This is a genomic window from Mesorhizobium dulcispinae (assembly GCF_033977345.1).
In the GTDB taxonomy this organism is placed as follows: Bacteria; Pseudomonadota; Alphaproteobacteria; order Rhizobiales; family Rhizobiaceae; genus Mesorhizobium; species Mesorhizobium dulcispinae.
On the sequence record NZ_JAVIIY010000014.1, the window covers coordinates 1 to 18947 of the forward strand.

Here is an 18947-nt window from a genome sequence, read left to right on the forward strand (position 1 = left end):
ACCATCGCCTGTGGCCCGCGGGTTCCTTCCTCGGGGACTTTCGTACGCCTGCCGGCGCCCGAAACTCTTCACGAGAGCAGACCGGCAGCTTCGGTCTGCGAATCTTCAAGAGCGGACATTCAGGTTGGCCGTGGGCATCGTCCTAACGTGACCCCAGCCGGTCATTCGGGGCCAGCGAATCTGGCGTCCCGCTGCCAGACGGGCTAGATAGAATGTACGAGTTGACGAATTGCTGATCGTGACTCGAAAGGATGTTGAATGGCCGAAGGCCGTGCACATCGTCGCCTCGCCGCTATCCTCGCGGCGGACGTGGTCGGCTATTCGCGCCTCATGGAGACCGACGAGGCCGGAACGCTCGCGCGGCTGAAGACGCTGCGCCAGAACATCATTGACCCCTCCATCGCCTCGCATTCAGGCCGGATCGTCAAGCTGATGGGCGACGGCGCCCTCGTCGAGTTCGCCAGCGCGGTCGAGGCGGTGACCAGCGCGGTCGAAATCCAGAACAAGATGCGCGAGCACAACGCCGACGCGGGAGACAACGCGATCTGGTTCCGCATCGGCATCAATGTCGGCGACATCATCGTCGAGGGTGACGACATCTATGGCGACGGCGTCAACATCGCCGCCCGGCTGGAAGCGTTGGCCGAGCCCGGCGGTGTGTTCATCTCCCGCACCGCCGCGGACCAGGTGCGCGATAAGGTTCCAATCAATATCGAGGACCGCGGCGACTTCGCGGTCAAGAACATTGCGCGCCCCATCCAGGTGTTCTGTGTCGTGGTCGACGACCGGCTCGCCAAGGCTGCCCAACGGGGCGAAGCGGCACCTTCCAAGCCGCCCAGAACTCCGTCAATCGCGGTTCTTCCGTTCGTCAACATCAGCGGCGATGTTGAACAGGAGTACTTTGCCGACGGCATCAGCGAGGACATCATCACCGATCTGTCGAAGGTCGCCGGGCTGCTCGTCATCGCCCGCAATTCGAGCTTCACTTACAAGGGCAAGAGCATCGATATCCGCACCGTGGGGCGCGAGCTCGGCGTGACCTCGGTGCTGGAGGGCTCGATCCGGCGGGCCGGGAACCGGGTGCGGATCACCGCGCAGCTCATCGACGCCACGGCCGGGACACACCTTTGGGCGGACCGCTACGACCGTGACCTCACCGACATCTTCGTGGTTCAGGACGAGGTAACGCGCCAGATCGTCGAGGCGCTGAAAGTCACACTTACTCCAGCGGAGTCGGCGCGTATCGCCCGTACGCCAACGAGAAACATCGAGGCGCACGATCTCTTCCTGCGCGGGCGGGAGGCGTTGTTCGGTCCTGAAAAGACAAAGGAGTCTTTCGAGCGCGAAGTCGCGCTGTTCACCCAGGCGATCGAGCTCGACCCCGACTATGCCGAACCATATGCTGGTTTGGCCCACGCCTACAACCACGACTTCCAGAACCACTGGAGCGGGCGCACCGACAGCCAACAACTATCGGGCCACTACAGCAGGCTGGCGCTCGAGAAGGACCCCACCCTGCCCTATGCGCACTCTGTAGCCGCGATCGTGAAGTTCTGGGAGAAGGATCTGGCCGGTCATCGCGAAGAAGTGGAGAAGGCGCTGGCGCTCAACCCCAACTTCGCGTTGGCGCTCCGCATGCGCGGGGTGGGCAACATCTACAACGGCGCGCCCCTGGAGGCGATTCCGGATCTGGAGCACGCGCTGCGCCTCGATCCGCTGGTGGGGCACTTGACCTGGCAGTTCATCGGCTCCGCCTATCTCATCGCCGGCCAATACCAGAAGGCTGTCGAGGCCTTCCGTGAGCGGATCCGCCTCTCGCCCAAGACCGACCTGTCGCGCGGGTTTCTCATTGCCGCCCTTGGTCACCTCGGCGAAGTCGACGAGGCGCGGTGTGTTTGGGCGGAACTGAAAGAGATAAATCCGAACTATCGCATCTCGGAGCATGTCGGGCGGCTGCCATTCCGGGATCCCGCCGATGCCGAACGCATCCGGGTCGGCTTCGCCATGGCGGTACCCAAATAAGCGGTTGCGCGGCCCTCTTTTGCGGGCGCGACCGCGACCTCCAGCGTGGTCGCCGGCAATGTCTGGTTTCGGGCAACGGTAACGCTGACCTCAACGGCCGATATCAGGCGCAAAGCGACCGCCTTGGCAGACGTAAGTCGCCTTTGGTAAAACTCGGTCTTTCAGAATAGTTGGGTTTTTACTCTAAGCCGCCTTTTTCGCCAGCCGCGCCTTGATGCTCGCCACATCGGCGCGCGGCGTCGCGGCGAACAGCGTCTTGGTGTAGGCGTGCTTGGGGTCGGAGAAGACCTCGTCGCGCGGGCCGTATTCGACCGCTTCGCCGAAATACATCACCATCACGTCGTCGGCGATGTAGCGCACCACCGAGAGGTCGTGGCTGATGAAGACATAGGTCAGCTGGAATTCGTCCTGCAGGTCGGCAAGCAGGTTGAGCACCTGCGCCTGCACCGAAAGGTCGAGCGCGGAGACCGGCTCGTCCAGCACCAGCAGGCTCGGGTTCAGCATCAGGGCGCGGGCAATGGCGATGCGCTGGCGCTGCCCGCCCGAGAACATATGCGGGTAGCGGTTATAATGCTCCGGCCCCAAACCGACCTTCTTCAGCATCTTCATCGCCAGGTCGCGGCGCTCCTCGGCCGGCTTGTCGGTGTTGATGAGCAGCGGCTCGCCGAGCACGTCGCCGATCTTCTGGCGCGGGTTGAGCGACCCGTAGGGGTTCTGGAAGACGATCTGCACCTTGCGGCGCATCTCCTTGGTCAGTCCGTCCCTGGCGATGTCGACCTTGTTGCCGTCGATGAAGAGCTCACCCGCCGTCGCCGGATCGATCAGCGTGATGATGCGGGCGAGGGTTGACTTGCCGCAACCGCTCTCGCCGACGATGGCCAGGGTCTTGCCCTTCTCGACGCTGAAGGAGACGCCCTTCACCGCATGCACGGTGCGCGCGCCACGGAACAGCCCGCCGCCGACATGATAGTCACGTTTGATGTTCTTGCCTTCGACGACTTTGGTCATGCGCCTGCTCCGGTCATGCCCCAGCTACTGGGGGCGCCGGCTCGAACAGCATGTCGGAGACGGTCGGCAGCCGGTCGCCGACGGCGTTGTCCGGCAGCGCCGAGAGCAGCGCGCGCGTGTAGTTGCTTTTCGGGCTCTCGAACAGCGACAAGACGTCGGCCTCTTCCATCTTGCGGCCCTTGTACTGGACGATGACGCGGTCGGCGGTCTCCGCCACCACGCCCATATTGTGGGTGATCATGATCAGGCCCATGCCGTATTTGGCCTGCAGCGAAACCAGGAGATCGAGGATCTGCTTCTGGATGGTGACGTCGAGCGCGGTGGTCGGCTCGTCGGCGATGAGCAGCTTTGGATTGCAGGCGATCGCCATCGCGATCATGACGCGCTGGCATTGGCCGCCCGACATCTGGTGCGGGAAGGAGTTCAGCCGCTCGGCGGGCTCGGGAATGCCGACCTGCTTCAAGAGCTCGATGGCGCGGGCCCGGCGCTGCGCACGGTCCATGCCGAGATGGAAGCGCAGCACTTCCTCGATCTGGAAGCCGACGGTGAAGCACGGATTGAGGCTGGCGATCGGCTCCTGGAAGATCATGGCAATGTCCTTGCCGATGATCTTGCGGCGCTCTGCCGGGCTGATCTTCAAGAGATCGCGGCCGCCAAATGTCATGCGGTCGGCGGTGACGGTCGCCGTCCAGGGCAGAAGGCCCATCACCGCCAGCATCGACACCGACTTGCCGGAGCCGGATTCGCCGACGATGGCCAGCACCTCGCGCTCGTCGACATGGAGCGAGACGCCGTCGACGGCGCGGAACGGGCCGGACGCGGTCTGGAATTCGACGACGAGGTTCTTGATGTCGAGCAATGCCATTACGACCTCCTGAGCTTCGGATCGAGGGCATCGCGCAGGCCATCGCCGATCAGATTGATGGCAAGCACGGTGATCAGGATGGCAAGACCCGGGAATGTCACCACCCACCAGGCGCGCAGGATGAATTCGCGCGCCGAGGCGAGCATGGTGCCCCATTCCGGCGTCGGCGGCTGCGCGCCAAGGCCAAGGAAGCCAAGTGCGGCGGCTTCCAGGATGGCGTTCGAGAAGGACAGCGTGCCCTGGACGATCAGCGGCGCCAGGCAGTTCGGCAGGATGGTCTTGAGCATCAGCCGCAGATGGCCCGCGCCGGCGACCTTCGCCGCCACGACATACTCGCGGCTCTTCTCAGCCATCACGGCAGCGCGCACCAGCCGCGCGAAATGCGGCTGCAGCACGAGCGAGATCGCCAGCATCGCGTTGAACAGGCCGGGGCCGAGGATGGTGACCAGCACCAGCGCCAGAAGCAGCGACGGGAAAGCGAGGATCAGGTCCATGACGCGCATGATCGCGACATCGACCCAGCCGCGGAAATAGCCCGCCAGCAGGCCGAGCGTGATGCCGCCGGTGAGGGCCAGCGTGACCACGACCGCGCCGATGAGCAGCGAGAAGCGCGCGCCGTAGAGCAGGCGCGAGAGGATGTCGCGGCCGACCGGATCGGTGCCGAGCAGATATTGAGTGCTGCCGCCCGTCTGCCAGGCCGGCGGCCTGAGGAACGCGGTCTTGTCCTGGATGTCGGGCGCATAGGGCGCGAGCAGCGGCGCAAAGAGTGCCGCCAGCACCAAAAGGATGAAGACCACCAAGCCGATGACGGCGCCGCGGTTGACCGAGAAATAATGCCAGAAGGTCTTGAAGCCGGTCAGCCGGTCCGGGCTGCCCGCGGCCATAGGGGCGATTTCGGTCGACTGGCTCATCACGCCGCCCTGATGCGCGGGTTGATGACGGCGTAGAGCACGTCGACGATGAGGTTCACGGCCATGACGATGAGGGCGATCAAAAGCAGACCTGACTGCACGACGACATAGTCGCGCTTGAAGATGGAATCGACCATCCACTTGCCGATGCCCGGCCAGGCGAAGATGGTTTCGGTGAGGATGGCGCCGGCAAGCAGCGTGCCGACCTGCAGGCCGATGGTGGTGACGACCGGGATAAGCGCGTTGCGCAAAGCGTGCACGCCGATGACGCGGGCGGCCGAAAGCCCCTTGGCGCGCGCGGTGCGGACATAGTCCTCGCCCAACACCTCGAGCATGGCCGAGCGCGTCTGGCGCGCGATCACCGCCAGCGGAATGGTGCCGAGCACGATCGCGGGCAGGACGAGATGGCTGAGCGCCGAACGAAACGCATCCCACTTGCCGTAGAGGAGACTGTCGATGGTCATGAAGCCGGTGATCGGCTTGAAGAAGAATTGCAGGCCGATGCGGCCGGAAACCGGCGTCCAGCCGAGGTAGCCGGAAAAGAAGATGATGAGCAGCAGACCCCACCAGAAGATCGGCATGGAATAGCCGACGAGGGCTGTCCCCATCAGCGACTGGTCGAACCAGGAACCGCGCTTGACGGCCGCGAATATGCCGGCCGGGATGCCGATCACCATGGCGAAGATCATGGCGAAGAAGGAGAGTTCCAGCGTCGCCGGGAAGAGCGTCTTGAACTCTTCCATCACCGGGCGCTTGGACGAGATGGAAACGCCGAAATCGCCTGTGGCAACCTCGCCGACATAGCGCGCATACTGCTCCCAGATCGGCAGATTATAGCCGAACTGTTCCTTGAGCTCTTCGTAGCGCGCCGGCGATACGCCATGCTCGCCGGCCATGGCCAGGATCGGATCGCCGGGCAGCAGCCGGACGAAGGCGAAGGCGCAGATGGTGATGCCGACCAGGGTCGGGATCAGGAGGGCGAATTTATTGAGAAGATATCGGAGCATCGTCGAATGGAATGGGGCGGCGCTAAAATTGCGCCGCCCCGTTCGCAATATTATTCGGCCTTGTCAACGCCGTCGAAGCGATGAATGCCGAGCGGGTCCATCTTGTAGCCGCTGACGTTGTTGCGAACGACCGAGTAGACCTGGCTGTGGGCCAGCAGGAAGGCAGGGGCCTGCTTCTGGAAGATCACCTGCGCCTGTTCGTACAGCTTGGTGCGCTCACCCTGGTCGCTGGTCTTCTTGGCCTTCTGGATCAGATCCTCGAAGTCCTTGTCGCACCAGCTAGAGTAGTTCGAGACACCGATGGCGGAGCAGGCGAAGAGGGTGGCGAAGAAGTTGTCCGGATCGCCATTGTCGCCGGTCCAGCCGACCTGGAACGCGCCTGGACGATCCTTCTTCTTGCCCTCCGCGCGATACTTGGTCCACTCGTAGTTGACGATCTCCGCCTTGACGCCGACCTTGGCCCAGTCGGCCTGGATCAGCTCAGCCGCACGCTGGAAGTTCGGGTTGTACGGACGAACGCGGTCGGAGGCCCAGAGCTGGATTTCCTTCAGCCCGGCATCGGCCAGCACTTTCTTGGCCGCATCCGGATCATAGGAATCGAACTTCACGTCCTTGTTCCACGACCACATGGTCGGCGGGATCAGGTTCTGGGCCGGCGTGGCGCCGGCATCCTGGAACAGCGCCTTGATCAGCGCTTCCCGGTCGATCGCCTGGTTGAGCGCATGACGAACCTCGGGCTTGTCGAGTGGCGGGATCGTCGTGTTGTAGCTCATATAGCCGATGTTGAGGCCGGCCTGATCCATCAAGGTCACGTCCTTGTTGCCCTTGATGGTGGCGAGGTCCGCCGGATTCGGATAGGGAGCCACATCGCATTCGCCGGCCAGCACCTTCTGGGTACGAGCGGTCGCGTCGGGCGTGATGGCGAAGACGAGATCGTCGATCTTCTCCTTGCCCTTGAAGTAGTCCGGGTTCGCCGCATAGCGGATGACTGAATCCAGCTGATAATCGACGAACTGGAACGGGCCGGTGCCGATCGGCTTGGTCGAGAAGTCGGCCATCTTGCCGGACTTCTCGAGCTGGTCCGCATATTCCTTCGAGACGATCGAGGCGAAGTCCATGCCGAGGTTGGCCAGCATCGGCGCGTTCGGCTCGGTCAGCGTCAGCTTGACGGTGAGGTCGTCGACCTTTTCCCATTTGGCGACGTATTTCGGCATGTCCATGCCGGTATAGTAGTCCCAGGTCAGGTTCGGCAGATATTTGTCACCGTTCCACGGATTCTGCTTGTTGAACTGACGGTCGAAGGAGAAGATCACGTCATCCGCGTTGAGGTCGCGGGTCGGCTTGAAATAGTCGGTGGTCTGGAACTTCACGCCCGGATGCAGGTGGAAAGTATAGACCAGGCCGTCGTCGGAGATTTCCCATTTGTCGGCGAGGCCGGGCTCGATCTCGGTGCCGCCATGCTTGAACTCGACCAGGCGCGAATAGACCGTGCGCGACGAGGCGTCGAAGTCGTTACCGCCCGTCGTCGTACCCGGATCGAAATTGGCCGGCGACGCTTCCGAGCAATAAACAAGCGTCTTTGCATTGGCCATCCCGCCGAGGACGCTTGCAGCCAGCAACGCGGCTGCAAAAGTCATTGTCTTTTTCATTGAGCACTCCCTGATGTTCTTCCAAGCCCCTCTATCAGGCTCGCGAAGCGCGCATATAAGCACCGTTTTTCGGGCTTTGGAACACCCCGTTTGCGTACCCCACGGTAAGCAGGAAAAGAATCCGAATTCTCCTCAAAAGGTGGAAAAAATTAGCAGAATTTTTCGATCACGACATTGTTAACGACCGCATTTTTTTATTGATTGGCCGCCTCCCGAAATTGGAGCGAAGGGCACCCTTCTTGCGATCCTGGTCCTCGCCGGCACACGCTTCCGGGAGCGGTCGGGAGAAGAGATTTCCGCGGCAAATCTTTCCGCCGCTGCCGCTGGGGCAAGACTTGCACCGCCGCCGATAGAGGCAATACATAGGTGTCAGGCGGGATTTCTTGGGAATCCGCGATCGGCGGCAGCGGAGGACGCTTCCTATATCGGAAGGGACGCGGCGCGAGACAGCAAGACCAGGGACACCAGGGAGGGATTTGGTGGCAAAAGCAGCGAAGACGACGCCCCCGGCGAAGGCAAGAGCCAAGGCCGCGACCGGCAAGGCGGTCGCGCCCAAGGCTTCACCTTCCAAGACCGCTTCCCCTGCCAAGGCCGCTTCATCCGCCAAGGCTTCTTCACCCGCCAAGACGCCGTCACCTGCAAAGGCCGCCTCCAAGCCGAAGGCCGCTGCGAAGCCAGCTGCCGCTCCAAAAAACACGAATCCCGGATCCGCCGCCAAGGCTGCAACCGCAAACACCGACAAGCCTGCGGCCGCGAAGCCGGCCTCGACGCAGGCCAAGCGGTTGCCGAAGGCGATCACCGAGCTCACCGCCGGATTGCCGGAAAAGCCGTGGCTGAAAAACTATCCGAAGAACATGCCGGCCAAGATCGGTCCGCTCTCCTACAATTCGATCGGCGATTTCCTCGTCGGCGCCTGCAAGCAGTTCTCCGGCCAGCCCGCCTATGTATGCATGGACAAGTCGATCTCCTACGCCGAGCTCGAGCGGCTTTCGGCGGCCTTCGGTGCCTATCTGCAGTCGAAAGGCCTGGAGAAGGGCGCGCGCGTGGCGCTGATGATGCCGAACGTTTTGCAATATCCGGTGGCGATGATGGCCGTGCTTCGCGCCGGCTTCACGGTGGTGAACGTCAACCCGCTCTACACGCCGCGCGAGCTCGAGCATCAGCTCAAGGATTCCGGTGCGCAGGCCATCGTCATCCTGGAAAACTTCGCCACCACGCTGCAGGCGGTGATCGCCCGGACGCCGGTCAGGCATGTGGTGGTGGCGGCGATGGGCGACATGCTGGGCGGCCTGAAAGGCGCGATCGTCAACCTCGTCGTGCGGCGGGTGAAGAAGATGGTTCCCGCCTGGTCGCTGCCCGGCCACGTCAAATTCAATGCTGCGCTGAAGGCCGGCGCGGCGATCGCCTTCAGACCGGCAACGGTCTCGGGCGACGATATCGCCTTCCTGCAATATACCGGCGGCACAACCGGCGTGTCGAAAGGCGCGACGCTGCTGCACCGGAACGTCTTGTCCAACGTGGCGCAGAATTCGCTGTGGGTGGAGGACGCCTATACGATCAAGCCGAAGCCCGCGCATCTCAACTTCATATGCGCGCTGCCGCTCTACCATATCTTCGCGCTGACGGTGAACGCGCTGATGGGCATGCAGCAGGGCGCGCAGAATGTGCTCATCCCGAACCCGCGCGACATTCCGGGCTTCGTCAAGGAGCTGCAGAAATATCCGGCCCACATCTTCCCGGGCCTCAACACGCTGTTCAACGCGCTGCTCAACAATGAGGACTTCCGCAAGCTCGACTTCAGGCCGTTGATCCTGACGCTTGGCGGCGGCATGGCGGTGCAGAAGGGCGTGGCCGAACGCTGGAAGGCGCTGACCGGCTGCCCGGTGAGCGAAGGCTACGGGCTTTCCGAAACCTCGCCGGTGGCGACCGCCAACAAATTCAGCTCCAGCGAATTCACCGGCACGATCGGCCTGCCGCTGCCTTCGACCGAGATCGCCATCCGCGACGACGACGGCAACAACGTGCCGCTCGGCGAAGTGGGCGAGATCTGCATCCGCGGGCCGCAGGTGATGGCCGGCTACTGGAACCGGCCGGACGAGACCGCCAAGGTGATGACCAAGGACGGGTTCTTCAAGTCGGGCGACATGGGCTTCATGGACGAACGCGGCTACACCAAGATCGTCGACCGCAAGAAGGACATGATCCTCGTCTCCGGCTTCAACGTCTATCCGAACGAGCTGGAAGAGGTCGTGGCGCAGCATCCCGGCGTGCTCGAGGTGGCGGCGATCGGCGTTCCGGACGAGCATTCCGGCGAGGTGCCCAAGCTGTTCGTGGTCAGGAAGGACCCGGCCCTCACCGTCGAGACGCTGACCGCTTATTGCCGGGAGAACCTCACCGGCTACAAACGGCCGAGATACATCGAATTCCGCACCGAGCTGCCGAAGACGCCGGTCGGCAAGATCCTGCGGCGCGCATTGCGGGAGTAGACTTGAGCGAAAATGTTGCCTGCCTGACGCCAGAGCGTCGCGGCGGCCTCGATCCGGCGGAATTCATCAAGGCGAACATGCGGCTTTTGCCGGTGCCGTCGCTGCCCGAAATCCGCCTCTATACAGCCCATCCCGGCAGCGGGCTGAGACGGCTGCTCGAACCGGATGATGGCGCCGACGAGGGCACGGCCGAGCCGCAGCCGCCCTACTGGGCCTATGCCTGGGCGGGCGGGGCAGTGCTGGCGCGCTACATTCTCGACCGGCCCTCGCCCGTTGCCGGCCGCCGCGTGCTCGACCTCGGCGCCGGTTCCGGCCTTGTCGGCATCGCCGCGGCACTGGCCGGGGCAAGCGAGGTGATCGCGGCGGAAATCGACCGCAACGGCGTCGTCGCGCTCGGCCTCAACGCGGCGGCCAACGGCGCCGCCATCGCCATAATCGGCGAGGATGTCACCGCCGGTCCGCCGCCTGTCGTCGACCTAGTGCTCGCCGGCGATGTTTTCTACGGGCAGGCGGTTGCGCGACGGGTCATCCCCTTCCTCGACCGCTGCCTCGCCGCCGGCATCGAGGTGCTGGTCGGCGATCCGGGCCGCGCCTGGCTGCCCGGGTCGCGGCTTCGGCTGCTTGGCGAGTATCAGGTGCCTGATGTTGGCGGAAACGGCGGCGGCGCGCCGAAACCGAGCGGGGTGTTTCAGTTCGTCGCGGCGGCTGCTGATTAGCCTGCCGGCACGCTCACCCGCGCGGCGAGAAAGTCCGGCAGGTCGGCGACCGAGTCCAGGATGACGTCGGCCATCGGCGATAGCGAGTCGCGCGTGCCGGTGCCGGAAAGCACGCCGATCGCCAGTCCGCAGCCGCCGGCGCGCGCCATTTCGAGATCGTGGCGATTGTCGCCGACCATGGCGATCTCGCTGGGCTTCAGCCCGGTCAGGTCGCAGAACGCGACGACGGTATCGGGCGCCGGCTTCGGGTTCGCCACCGCATCATAGCCGAAGGCGGCGTCGAAGAGCTGCGCGACACCGAGCGTGGCGAGCGTCTTCTCGGCGCCGCTGGTGGAATCGTTGGTGGCGACGCCCAGCCGGAAGGATCGCTTGTGCAGGGCCCGCAGCGACTCGACGATGCCGGGAAGTGCGACCGCCATCGACGAGCCCTGCACCGAGGTGATCTCGTTGAAGCGGGAGACGGCCAGCATCTGGTCCTCGTCCGACAGGCGCGGGAACCAGAGCTCGACGACATCCATGTTCGAGCCGGAGGCAAAGATCGAATCGGGCTTGAAGCGCTTGCTGGCGAAATCGAAACCGGCCGCGGCGAGCAACCTGTCCGCCTTCCAGCGATCGCCCTCGGCGGCGTCCATGGCCATGAAGTCGGCAATGCCGAGCCAGGTTGCGTTGAAGTCGACAAGCGTGCCGTCCTTGTCGAACAGAATGCCCTTGATATCTGCCAAATCCTTTTACTCCGCGCTGCGCAATTGGTGGATATGTCCCACCAGTCCGGCAGTCGAGGCGTCGCGGTTTGCGGCAGTCTCCTTGCCTTCCACGACAGGCAGCAGGCCGGTCGCCAATTCCTTGCCCAGTTCGACACCCCACTGGTCGAACGAGTTGATGTTGAACAACGTGCCTTCGACGAAGACGCGGTGCTCGTAGAGCGCGATCAGACGACCGAGCGTGCGCGGATCGAGCTTGCGATAGAGGATGGTGAGCGAGGGACGGTTGCCCGAAAAGACGCGGTGCGGCGCAATGCGGTCGACATCGGCGGGCTTCATGCCCTTGGCCAGCATCTGCGCGCGCGCCTCTTCCAGCGTGCGGCCCTTCATGAAAGCCTCCGACTGTGCCAGGCAGTTGGCAAGCAGGAGGTCGTGGTGGTTCTTCAACTCGGGCTCGTGGCTGACGGCGGCGGCGAGAAACTCAACCGGGATAAAATCGGTGCCCTGGTGCAGAAGCTGGAAGAAAGCATGCTGGCCGTTGGTGCCGGGCTCGCCCCAGACCAGCGGGCCGGTCGGCGTGGTGACCGCGCCGCCATCCAACGTGACACTCTTGCCGTTCGATTCCATATCGAGCTGCTGCAGATAGGCCGGCAGGCGCGAGAGGCGCTGGTCATAAGGAATGACGGCGCGCGCCGGATATTTGCAAACCACCCGGTGCCACCAGCCGATCAACCCCAAAAGCGCCGGCAGGTTCTTCTGCAGTGGCGCCGAGCGGAAATGCTCGTCCATCTCATGCGCGCCGTCGAGGAAGGCGCGGAAGTTGCGCGGGCCGATGGCGACCATCACCGGCAGGCCGATGGCGCTCCAGACCGAGTAGCGGCCGCCGACCCAGTCCCAGAAACCGAAGACACGGTCGGAGGCGATGCCGAACTTCGCCACCAGGTCGAGCGCGGTCGAGACGGCGGCGAAATGCTTGCCGATCGCCTCCTTGCCCAGCGCCTTCTCCACCCATTTGCGCGCCGTTTCGGCATTGGTCATCGTCTCGACCGTGGTGAAGGTCTTGGAGGCGATGATGAACAGCGTCGTTTCGGGCGAAAGCCCCTTCAGCGTGTCGTGGATGTGGGCGCCGTCGACATTGGAGACATAATGCGCGCGCGGCCCGTCGTGGTAGGGCGCCAGCGCCACCGTGACCATTGCCGGTCCGAGGTCCGAGCCGCCGATGCCGATATTGACGATATCGGTGATCTTCTTGCCGGTGGCGCCGGCGGCCTTGCCCGAGCGAATGGCCTCGGCGAAGGCGCCCATGGCATCGAGCACCGCAATCACCTCGGCCTTGGTGTCCTGGCCATCGACCACGACGCTCTTGCCGGTCAGGTTGCGCAGCGCCGTGTGCAGCACGGCGCGGTCTTCGGTGATGTTGATCTTCTTGCCTTCGAACATCGCGGCGCGACGTCCCGCGAGATCGGCGGCGCCCGCAAGCTTCTCCAGCATCGCCATCGTGTCAGCGTCGACCGCGCATTTCGACCAGTCGAGCAGAAGATCGCCATCGGTGGCGGAAAACCTTTCGAAACGCTTGGGATCGGCGGCGAAGGCGTCGCGCATTGTGCCCTTTGTGGCCGCGCGCTGCTCACGCAGAGCGGTGACCTGCTTGTCGAAGGCTGACTGATCCACTGGCGGGCTCCTGGCGGGTTTTTAGACTATTTTAACAAGCCGGATGTTTCCGGCGCGTGTCGGCGCGTCATTCTATTGAGCCGATTTCGATTTATTCAAGCGCGGCGATGCCGCAGCGCATCACGCTTTGATGATGCGTTGCAATACAGTTTCGTGACCAATGGATCACTTTCATGACCAATGGATCACTTCGTGACCAATGGATCACTTCATGACCAATGGATCACTGGCATAAATCCCAGCGATCAGAAAAATTGATTGGCGCAACCCCTTGTGCCACCCCTACACTTGACTGGTCCAGCCAAGTGAAAACAGCTGGCCATCCGAGGAAGATTTCCCATGCCACAGCGCAATGACACGGCCATATGGTCCGGCCTGTTCCGGATTTCGGCCGAATCCGGACAAACCCTCCAGGCTCAGATCCGCCAGGCGATCGTCGCAGCCATCCTCGACCGCCAAATCGCCGCTTCGATGCCGCTGCCGTCCTGCCGAATTCTGGCGGAAAAACTTGGGGTTGCCCGCGGCACGGTGGTGCTTGCCTTCCAGCAGTTGGTCGACCAGGGCTTCCTGGTGGCACGCGAGCGGCGCGGCCATTTCGTCAACCCTGACGTGCTGGCCACTCCCGCCAAGCCGCACCAGAAGGCGCCCGACCAGCAGAACGAGATCGACTGGAAGGCACGCCGGCAGATCGCCGCCAGCGACATGCCGCCGCCGGCCAAGCACGACAACTGGATCAAGTCCTCCTATCCGTTCGTCTACGGCCAGTTCGACCCGGCGCTGTTCCCGACCGCCGAATGGCGCGAGTGCAACCGCATGGCGCTCGCGGTGCTGGAGATCCGCAACTGGGCGTCCGACATGGTGGACCGCGACGATCCGCTGCTGATCGAGCAGATCCAAGCCCGGCTTTTGCCGCGCCGCGGCATCTTCGCCAATCCGGACGAGATCATCGTGACGCTGGGCGCGCAGAACGCGCTCTACATGCTCGCCTCGCTGCTGATGACCAAGGGCTCGAAGGTGGCGATGGAAGACCCCGGCTATCCGGATGCCCGCTCGATCTTTCGGCTGGCCGGCGCCGATATCCAGCCGGTTCCGGTCGACCAGTCGGGCATCGTGACCTCGGCAATCCCCAGCGATTCCGGCTTCGTCTTCGTCACCCCCAGCCACCATTGCCCGACGATGGTGCCGCTGTCGGCGGAGCGGCGGCAGGATCTTCTGGCGCGGGCCAATCGCAACAATCAGATCATCATCGAAGACGGCTATGACAGCCAGCTTCTCGACGAGGCACCGCAGCAGGCGCTGAAGAGCCTCGACCGCTCGGGCCGGGTCATCTATGTCGGCTCGATGTCGAAGACGCTGGCTCCGGGTCTCCGGCTTGGCTACATCGTGGCCTCGGCCGGGCTGATCGCCGAGCTTCGCGCGCTGCGCCGCTTCATGCTGAGACACCCGCCGGCGAACAACCAGCGCGCGGTGGCGCTGTTCCTGTCGCTCGGCCATCACGAGGCGCTGGTACGCAGGCTCTCCGCCGCCTTCGATGAGCGGCGCAAGCGTCTGGTCCATGCGATTTCCGCTTTCCTGCCAGAGTGGCGTTCGACCGACTCGGCGGGCGGCACATCGCTCTGGCTGGAAGGGCCGCGCGGCACCGATTCACGAGGGCTTGCGGAAGCAGCCGCCTCGCGAAGCGTCATCATCGAACCCGGCGACCGGTTCTTCGACCGCAGCGAAAAGCCCTCTCGTTTCATGCGGTTGGGCATCTCTTCGATCTCACTGCAGCACATCGAGCCCGGCATCCGGGAACTCGCCACGGCAGCCGGACGCCGGCCCGCGGCGGCCTGACCGCGGACAGATTTTTTAGATGGGAGCCGGCGCGAGTCGGCTCCCTTTTGTTTTGCACCCTGCTTGCTTTAGCATCCTGGCATATTCGACGGGACAGGCTGGCTCATAGGCTGTACCAATGCCAGCGGCATAGTCGGGCCTATAGGGGACGAGGCAGGCCGATGGTGGACCAACCGCCACGCACCCTGCCCCTGAAAAGCTAAAGGTGGAGTGCTTTCCATGTCAGTGGCTCTTGAGAAGCAGGAAGCGTCGTCGGACCAGCGTTCGCGGCGATCCGGCGGGCGCGAAGCGCGCCGCGCAATGCGGGCGGCGCCTTTAGCCGACGACATCCGTCCGGTGCGGCCAGGCCTCGAAGGCGGCAGTTACGGGCCATTGAGCCAGAATGACCGCGAGCGCATCCACGAGGCGGTGCTGACGCTTCTGGAAACGGTCGGCTTCGCCAACGCCATCCCCTCCTGCATCGAGGCGCTGACCAAGGCCGGCGCAACCTATGGCGACGACGGGCGCATCCGCCTGCCGCGCGCGCTGGTGCTCGACACGATCAAGAAGGCAGCGCGCCACTTCACGCTTCACGGCCAGGACCCCAAGCACGATATGGTGATCCAGGGCAAGCGCGTGCATTACGGCACGGCGGGTGCCGCAGTGCATCTGGTCGATGTCGAGAAGCGCGAATACCGCGAATCGCAGCTGCAAGACATCTACGACGCCGCCCGACTGGTCGATGGGCTCGACAACATCCATTTCTTCCAGCGCACCATGGTGCCGCGCGACATTCCCGATCCGCTCGAGATGGACTTCAACACGCTCTATGCCTGCGTGATGGGAACGTCGAAGCATGTCGGCACCTCGTTCACGGTGCGCGAGAACGTCAAGCCGGCGCTGGAGATGCTCTATGCGATCGCCGGCGGCGAGGAGAATTTCAGGGCGCGGCCGTTCGTGTCCAACTCGAACTGCTTCGTGGTGCCGCCGATGAAATTCGCCGAGGACGCCTGCGGCGTGCTCGAAGCCTGCGTCGAGGGCGGCATTCCAATTCTTCTCCTGTCCGCCGGCCAGGCCGGCGCCACGGCCCCCGCCGCGATTGCCGGCGCGGTCGTGCAGGCGGTGGCCGAAGTGCTGATGGGCCTCGTCTATGTCAACGCGATAAAGCCCGGCCATCCGGCGATTTTCGGCACCTGGCCGTTCGTTTCCGACCTCAGGACCGGCGCCATGTCCGGCGGCTCGGCCGAGCAGTCGGTGCTGACCGCGGCCTGCGCGCAGATGGCGCAATATTACGACCTGCCGGGCGGTTCGGCCGCAGGCATGACGGATTCGAAACTGCCCGACATCCAGTCCGGCTACGAAAAGGGCATCACCAATGTGATGGCGGGGCTCTCCGGCCTCAACCTGGTTTATGAATCTGCCGGCATGCATGCCTCGCTGCTCGGCTTCTGCCTCGAAAGCCTGATCATCGATAACGACATGCTTGGCCACTGCCTGCGCTGCGTGCGCGGCATCGAGGTGACCGACGACGCACTGTCGATCGACACGATCTCCGATGTCTGCCTCAAGGGGCCGGGCCACTATCTCGGCAACGAGCAGACGCTGAAGCTGATGCAGACCGAATATTTCTATCCCGCCGTCGGCGACCGCTTCTCGCCCAAGGAATGGAACGAGAAGGGCCGACCCGACATCCTGCAGCGGGCGATCGCCGAGAAGAAGCGCGTGCTTGCCGAGCGCTTCCCGCGGCATGTGTCGCGGCTCGTCGACGACAAGCTGCGCGCCCGCTTCGGCGAGATGATCAAGTTGCCGCGCAACAAGATGGGCGGCTGATCTCTCCGCTCTCGTATCCTACTCTGCGCTCAACCCGTAGCGCTCGACGACCTCGGCGTTGATCAGCTTTGCGTGCAGCGTCATCAGTACGATCTGCGCGTCGAAGCTGTCGCCGGCTTCGAGCGCCGCCTCGATGCGGCGCTCGGCTTCCAGCGTCGGCTCCCTGCCATTGGCCTGCTCGAAAGTTTCAGGCCCGGCGATGCAATAGCTGCAGAGTTGCGCCACCGACTGATAGGCCTGCGGCGGCGGCTCATCCGGCCAGCGGTCATTCAGCAAATTGACGATGGTGAGTTTTACGCCCTCCGGCACCAGCGCGGGATGCAGGTCGGCCGCGCGCAAGGCGTCGTCCAACTGCCGCAGGTCGCCGGAGCGGCCGAACATGCCGAGGAAGCCAAGGGAAGAGCGCCGTTTCGCCATGATGGTCCTTTCAATCCGATGTCCATCATTCATATGGGGTCATCGACGCTTTTGTAGCGCGCCCTTTCGCCGACTGCCGTTCAGGCCAGCCAAGCTTTGAGGCCGAATTCCTGCTGCAGGAGATCTTCGGCACTCTCCAGGGCACCCTCGATCCAGCCATGGCTGTTGGACCAGGCCTCGCCGCAGATATGGAGGTCGGGCGCGAGCGTTCGGATGCCTGGCGCCACAGTCGCGATGTCGGTGCCGCGGCTCCAAACGTGAGATGCGCCGCCATAGGCCGAAGCACCCCAATCCTGCGCAAACCCGCCGGTCGGCTCCGGCTGGGCACCTGACGGCCGGCAAACTTCGAACATCTGTTCGTGAAAAGCCTCGAGCGCCGGATGTCCTTCCGGCAGCGGCGCGAAGCCAGTGTGGGGATCGAGCTGCGGCAGCAGTTTCCTCCAATAGTCGATGTGCGGGCCGTCACAATAGGCAACGACGGCCCCGCGGCGGACCGAACCATCAACGGCTGTCGGGCGGGCAAAATGCCAGATCTGACGGGCCGGCAGATCGGTGACGCTATGGCCACCTTTGATGCCTTGTCGTTCCCACCACGCAGCGGGATAGCATGCGGCGAGCGTCAGCATCGGCCAGGGTTGCGCGCGGCCAATCTTTTCAGCCACGCTTCTGCCGAGGAACGACTGCGTGTTTTCGACCAAAATTCGCAGCGGCAGCGCCGGCAGCGCCAGCACGACCTTGCGGGCTTGGACCTCGAAGGTCTCGCCGTCGCCGGCGACCGACAACACCAGTCCCTGCGCCGATCTCCTTGCGGAGATGGCGGTGTGATTCGTCCTGATGGCCCCGCCGAGACTGACGATCTGCTCGGCGATCCGCTCTGCGATCGGCTGGAAGCCGCCGTCGGGAGCGAGGTAGGAAAGGCCACCGCTCAGCTCGCCAAGCGCGAGCCTGAAGGTCTCCGCGGCATTGGGCCCGCGGAGCAACAGCGAATAGCCTACGGCATCCTCCGCGAAGGCCAATTCGTCGGGTCGAAGGACCGTCGACAGGGCCTCCCAAGCCGACCAATCGATGAGCTTGCGCCCGCGGTAAATGTAGCCTGCCGCTCTGTTCCATTCATCGCTGCCAAACGTCTCGGAACCGGGGACGATTTTCGCGGCTGCTTTTCTAAGCAGGCGAGACGGGCCCTTGGCCTGCAGGCGCCGCGATACTTGGTAGGGAAACAGACGACGCGGAGCAAAGCGCGAAATCTGGCTGTAGGAGAGGCTTTTGCCGCGCAGGTGCAACCGGTTCGCCCCTGTGGCGATAATCGGGTCGGACACGGTCACGCCAACAGCGGCAGACAGGTTCCGCAGCAGTCGGTGCTGCGGCATCAGCGTCATGGCGCCGAGATCGATGCTGAAGTCCGGCTCACCCGGGAAAGAGACCGTCGAAGCGCGACCACCGACGCGGCTCGTGGTTTCAAAGACCGCAACCTTTGCCGGCCGCGTTTCCGAGAGCAAACGCCACGCGAGAAACAGGCCGGCCATTCCCGCGCCGACGACGGCGATGTCGAGGGGTTCTTTCCCGCAGGATACTGCCTGTGCCATCGCCGAGTATCAATCTCGCATGGGGGGGCGCCTGTGAGCCGCCTCTTGATTTCGTGCAGGAATACCGGAAACTAACAGTAAAGCGTAATATCGTACCGATCTGCATGGCAAATCGGATTTGACAACGGGCAATTGGCCGCCAGGGGGGCAAGGCACTATGAAGAAACAGTATCAGGCACCGGTCATCCGCAAAGCTGGGCGGCTGTCCAGTATCACCGCTATCGCTCCATCCTCAGGTGGAACACCGACCTAAAGCGTCGCCCCTGAAA

The 18947-nt window shown here is 63.7% G+C and carries 14 protein-coding genes; 5 read left to right on the top strand and 9 right to left on the bottom strand.

What is annotated here, in order from left to right:
* Positions 1-258 precede the first annotated feature (258 nt).
* Complete coding sequence (locus RFN30_RS25165) at positions 259-2022, top strand: adenylate/guanylate cyclase domain-containing protein (RefSeq protein WP_320264771.1); 1764 nt, start codon at positions 259-261, stop codon at positions 2020-2022.
* Between the two features lie 183 nt (positions 2023-2205).
* Here RFN30_RS25165 and RFN30_RS25170 read toward each other — a convergent pair whose 3' ends face one another.
* The 5 genes from RFN30_RS25170 to RFN30_RS25190 are packed head-to-tail and all read right to left on the bottom strand — an operon-like array spanning position 2206 to position 7462.
* Positions 2206-3030, bottom strand: coding sequence for a dipeptide ABC transporter ATP-binding protein (locus RFN30_RS25170; protein ID WP_320264772.1), 825 nt, complete (start codon positions 3028-3030; stop codon positions 2206-2208).
* Positions 3031-3043: 13 nt separating this feature from the next.
* A complete protein-coding gene (locus tag RFN30_RS25175) occupies positions 3044-3895 on the bottom strand; it encodes an ABC transporter ATP-binding protein (RefSeq protein ID WP_320264773.1) in 852 nt (283 codons plus the stop codon).
* The gene (locus RFN30_RS25180) at positions 3895-4806 is read right to left on the bottom strand and encodes an ABC transporter permease subunit (RefSeq protein WP_430694693.1); all 912 of its coding nucleotides are present in this window, start codon (positions 4804-4806) and stop codon (positions 3895-3897) included. Before RFN30_RS25180 ends, RFN30_RS25175 begins: the two co-directional genes overlap by 1 nt.
* Positions 4806-5813 carry an ABC transporter permease subunit gene (locus tag RFN30_RS25185; RefSeq protein ID WP_320264774.1) on the bottom strand — a complete coding sequence of 336 codons (1008 nt, stop codon included), beginning with the start codon at positions 5811-5813 and terminating at the stop codon, positions 4806-4808. The genes RFN30_RS25180 and RFN30_RS25185 overlap by 1 nt, the downstream gene beginning before the upstream one ends.
* A 50-nt stretch (positions 5814-5863) precedes the next feature.
* Positions 5864-7462, bottom strand: a complete 1599-nt coding sequence (locus tag RFN30_RS25190) for an ABC transporter substrate-binding protein (protein ID WP_320264775.1) — start codon at positions 7460-7462, stop codon at positions 5864-5866.
* Positions 7463-7941: 479 nt separating this feature from the next.
* Between RFN30_RS25190 and RFN30_RS25195 the strand changes: the two genes are divergently transcribed.
* Together RFN30_RS25195 and RFN30_RS25200 are read left to right on the top strand one after the other, a co-directional pair.
* On the top strand, positions 7942-9948 hold the full coding sequence (locus RFN30_RS25195; protein ID WP_320264776.1) for a long-chain fatty acid--CoA ligase: 2007 nt from the start codon (positions 7942-7944) through the stop codon (positions 9946-9948).
* Between the two features lie 77 nt (positions 9949-10025).
* Positions 10026-10664: a class I SAM-dependent methyltransferase gene (locus RFN30_RS25200; protein WP_320264895.1), complete on the top strand. Its 639-nt coding sequence runs from the start codon at positions 10026-10028 to the stop codon at positions 10662-10664.
* Here RFN30_RS25200 and RFN30_RS25205 read toward each other — a convergent pair.
* Entirely contained in the window at positions 10661-11386 is a 726-nt protein-coding gene (locus tag RFN30_RS25205; RefSeq protein WP_320264777.1) for an HAD family hydrolase, read from the bottom strand. The two genes, RFN30_RS25200 and RFN30_RS25205, sit on opposite strands and share 4 nt — an antisense overlap.
* A 6-nt stretch (positions 11387-11392) precedes the next feature.
* Entirely contained in the window at positions 11393-13036 is a 1644-nt protein-coding gene (gene pgi, locus RFN30_RS25210; protein WP_320264778.1) for a glucose-6-phosphate isomerase, read from the bottom strand.
* Between the two features lie 339 nt (positions 13037-13375).
* On the opposite strand from pgi, the gene pdxR reads away from it, so the two are divergent.
* Both pdxR and RFN30_RS25220 read left to right on the top strand, forming a co-directional pair.
* Entirely contained in the window at positions 13376-14869 is a 1494-nt protein-coding gene (gene pdxR / locus RFN30_RS25215; protein WP_040993852.1) for a MocR-like pyridoxine biosynthesis transcription factor PdxR, read from the top strand.
* Between the two features lie 219 nt (positions 14870-15088).
* Positions 15089-16678: a trimethylamine methyltransferase family protein gene (locus RFN30_RS25220; RefSeq protein WP_320264779.1), complete on the top strand. Its 1590-nt coding sequence runs from the start codon at positions 15089-15091 to the stop codon at positions 16676-16678.
* A gap of 18 nt (positions 16679-16696) precedes the next feature.
* Here RFN30_RS25220 and RFN30_RS25225 read toward each other — a convergent pair whose 3' ends face one another.
* Positions 16697-17095 carry a hypothetical protein gene (locus RFN30_RS25225; RefSeq protein WP_320264780.1) on the bottom strand — a complete coding sequence of 133 codons (399 nt, stop codon included), beginning with the start codon at positions 17093-17095 and terminating at the stop codon, positions 16697-16699.
* Positions 17096-17175: 80 nt separating this feature from the next.
* Positions 17176-18678, bottom strand: a complete 1503-nt coding sequence (locus RFN30_RS25230; RefSeq protein ID WP_320264781.1) for a flavin monoamine oxidase family protein — start codon at positions 18676-18678, stop codon at positions 17176-17178.
* Positions 18679-18947 lie beyond the last annotated feature (269 nt).